This window comes from Microbacterium stercoris (genome assembly GCF_017592545.1).
Classification (GTDB): Bacteria; Actinomycetota; Actinomycetes; order Actinomycetales; family Microbacteriaceae; genus Microbacterium; species Microbacterium stercoris.
Window position 1 is genome coordinate 1 of sequence record NZ_JAGFOA010000009.1, and the last position, 3,441, is coordinate 3,441.

At 55.0% G+C, this 3,441-nt stretch carries 2 rRNA genes; both read right to left on the reverse strand.

From position 1 onward, the window contains the following. Nucleotides 1-8: 8 nt before the first annotated feature. Nucleotides 9-125 (reverse strand): 5S ribosomal RNA (rrf, locus tag J5V96_RS16855). Nucleotides 126-241: 116 nt separating this feature from the next. Beyond that, nucleotides 242-3,340, reverse strand: a 23S ribosomal RNA gene (locus J5V96_RS16860). Nucleotides 3,341-3,441 lie beyond the last annotated feature (101 nt).

Consider the following 3,441-nt stretch of genomic DNA (forward strand, 5'->3'; position numbering starts at 1 on the left):
TAAAAGAAGTCCGGCGGTGTCCTACTCTCCCACAGGGTCCCCCCTGCAGTACCATCGGCGCTGAGAGGCTTAGCTTCCGGGTTCGGAATGTGACCGGGCGTTTCCCTCTCGCTATGACCGCCGAAACACTATGGATGTGTTCCGAAATCAATAGCACACTATGAAAATATGTGTGTTGCTGATTCTCGACCGTACATCGAGAACCACTCAGTGGACGCGTAGCATCGCCAGAAGGCGAGGTGTTATCAAGTCATCGGCTTATTAGTACCAGTCAGCTGCATGCATTGCTGCACTTCCACATCTGGCCTATCAACCCAGTAGTCTGGCTGGGAGCCTCTCACCCGAAGGTATGGAAGTCTCATCTTGAGGCCGGCTTCCCGCTTAGATGCTTTCAGCGGTTATCCATCCCGAACGTAGCTAATCAGCGGTGCCCTTGGCAGGACAACTGACACACCAGAGGTTCGTCCAACCCGGTCCTCTCGTACTAGGGTCAGATCCTCTCAAACTTCCTACGCGCGCAGCGGATAGGGACCGAACTGTCTCACGACGTTCTAAACCCAGCTCGCGTACCGCTTTAATGGGCGAACAGCCCAACCCTTGGGACCTACTCCAGCCCCAGGATGCGACGAGCCGACATCGAGGTGCCAAACCATGCCGTCGATATGGACTCTTGGGCAAGATCAGCCTGTTATCCCCGAGGTACCTTTTATCCGTTGAGCGACAGCGCTTCCACAAGCCACTGCCGGATCACTAGTCCCGACTTTCGTCCCTGCTCGACCTGTCAGTCTCACAGTCAAGCTCCCTTGTGCACTTACACTCGCCACCTGATTGCCAACCAGGTTGAGGGAACCTTTGGGCGCCTCCGTTACATTTTGGGAGGCAACCGCCCCAGTTAAACTACCCACCAGGCACTGTCCCTGAACCGGATCACGGTTCGAAGTTAGATATCCAGAGTGACCAGAGTGGTATTTCAACAACGACTCCACGGTAACTGGCGTCACCGCTTCAAAGTCTCCCACCTATCCTACACAAGCCACACCGAACACCAATACCAAGCTGTAGTAAAGGTCACGGGGTCTTTCCGTCCTGCTGCGCGTAACGAGCATCTTTACTCGTAATGCAATTTCGCCGAGTTCGCGGTTGAGACAGTTGGGAAGTCGTTACGCCATTCGTGCAGGTCGGAACTTACCCGACAAGGAATTTCGCTACCTTAGGATGGTTATAGTTACCACCGCCGTTTACCGGGGCTTAAATTCTCAGCTTCGCCTTGCGGCTAACCGGTCCTCTTAACCTTCCGGCACCGGGCAGGCGTCAGTCCGTATACATCGTCTTGCGACTTGGCACGGACCTGTGTTTTTAATAAACAGTCGCTACCCACTGGTCTCTGCGGCCCACACACGCTTTCGGAGCAAGTCCTAATACGCGCTGGGCCCCCCTTCTCCCGAAGTTACGGGGGCATTTTGCCGAGTTCCTTAACCACGATTCTCTCGATCTCCTTGGTATTCTCTACCTGACCACCTGAGTCGGTTTGGGGTACGGGCGGCTGGAACCTCGCGTCGATGCTTTTCTCGGCAGCATAGGATCACCCACTTTTCATCCGCATCGTGTCTCAGCCACATGAGAGACGGATTTGCCTATCTCTCGGCCTACGCACTTGCACCAGGACAACCATCGCCTGGCATGGGCTACCTTCCTGCGTCACACCTGTTAATACGCTAACCGCACCAGCATGGGGTCGCGCGCTCCACCACTCGGTGCCACCCGAAGGTGACGATGAATGGTTTCGGGCGCTTAGCACCACTGGATTAGCTTGGGCGGTTCTTCGCCGGTACGGGAATATCAACCCGTTGTCCATCGACTACGCCTGTCGGCCTCGCCTTAGGTCCCGACTTACCCAGGGAAGATTAGCTTGACCCTGGAACCCTTGGTCTTTCGGAGGACGTGTTTCTCACACGTCATTCGCTACTCATGCCTGCATTCTCACTCGTGTGGCGTCCACGGCTGGTTTCCACCGCCGCTTCACTCGCCACACGACGCTCTCCTACCCATCAACACGGCTGGACCACGAAGGCCTACCTATAAATGTCAATGCCACAACTTCGGTGGCGTGCTTGAGCCCCGTTACATTGTCGGCGCGGAATCACTTGACCAGTGAGCTATTACGCACTCTTTCAAGGGTGGCTGCTTCTAAGCCAACCTCCTGGTTGTCAGAGCAACTCCACATCCTTTCCCACTTAGCACGCGCTTTGGGACCTTAGTTGGTGGTCTGGGTTGTTTCCCTCTCGACTATGAAGCTTATCCCCCACAGTCTCACTGCTGCGCTCTCACTTACCGGCATTCGGAGTTTGGCTGACGTCAGTAACCTTGTAGGGCCCATCGGCCATCCAGTAGCTCTACCTCCGGCAAGAAACACGCAACGCTGCACCTAAATGCATTTCGGAGAGAACCAGCTATCACGAAGTTTGATTGGCCTTTCACCCCTATCCACAGCTCATCCCCTCAGTTTTCAACCTAAGTGGGTTCGGCCCTCCACGACGTCTTACCGTCGCTTCAGCCTGGCCATGGATAGATCACTTCGCTTCGGGTCTAGGACACGCGACTGAATCGCCCTATTCAGACTCGCTTTCGCTACGGCTACCCCACACGGGTTAACCTCGCCACGTATCGCTAACTCGCAGGCTCATTCTTCAAAAGGCACGCTGTCACACCTACCAGGGGTGCTCCAACGGTTTGTAAGCAGACGGTTTCAGGTACTATTTCACTCCCCTCCCGGGGTACTTTTCACCTTTCCCTCACGGTACTTGTCCGCTATCGGTCATCTGGGAGTATTTAGGCTTATCAGGTGGTCCTGACAGATTCACACGGGATTTCTCGGGCCCCGTGCTACTTGGGATACTCTCCACGCCAGCACACGCATTTCGACTACGGGGCTTACACCCACTCTGGCCGGCCATTCAAGACCGTTCGTCTATACGCTGCTGTCACGTCGACTCTTCGGCAGAAAAGTCAGGTGAGTCCCACAACCCCGAACGTGCAACGCCTGCCGGCTATCACACACGCCCGGTTTAGCCTCATCCGGTTTCGCTCGCCACTACTCACGGAATCACTGTTGTTTTCTCTTCCTGTGGGTACTGAGATGTTTCACTTCCCCACGTTCCCTCTACCCGCCCTATATATTCAGGCGGGAGTCACCAGGTGTTGATCCTGGCGGGGTTTCCCCATTCGGACATCCTCGGATCACAGCTCGCTTATCAGCTCCCCGAGGCTTATCGCAGATTGCTACGTCCTTCTTCGGCTCCAGATGCCAAGGCATCCACCGTCTGCTCTTAAAGACTTGAAATCACATGAGCCGTAAATCAAAAATGATCTACGTTCGCTATCTTTAAAGATGCTCGCGTCCACTGTGTAGTTCTCAAAGTACGGGCGGGTACCCTGCCTCCA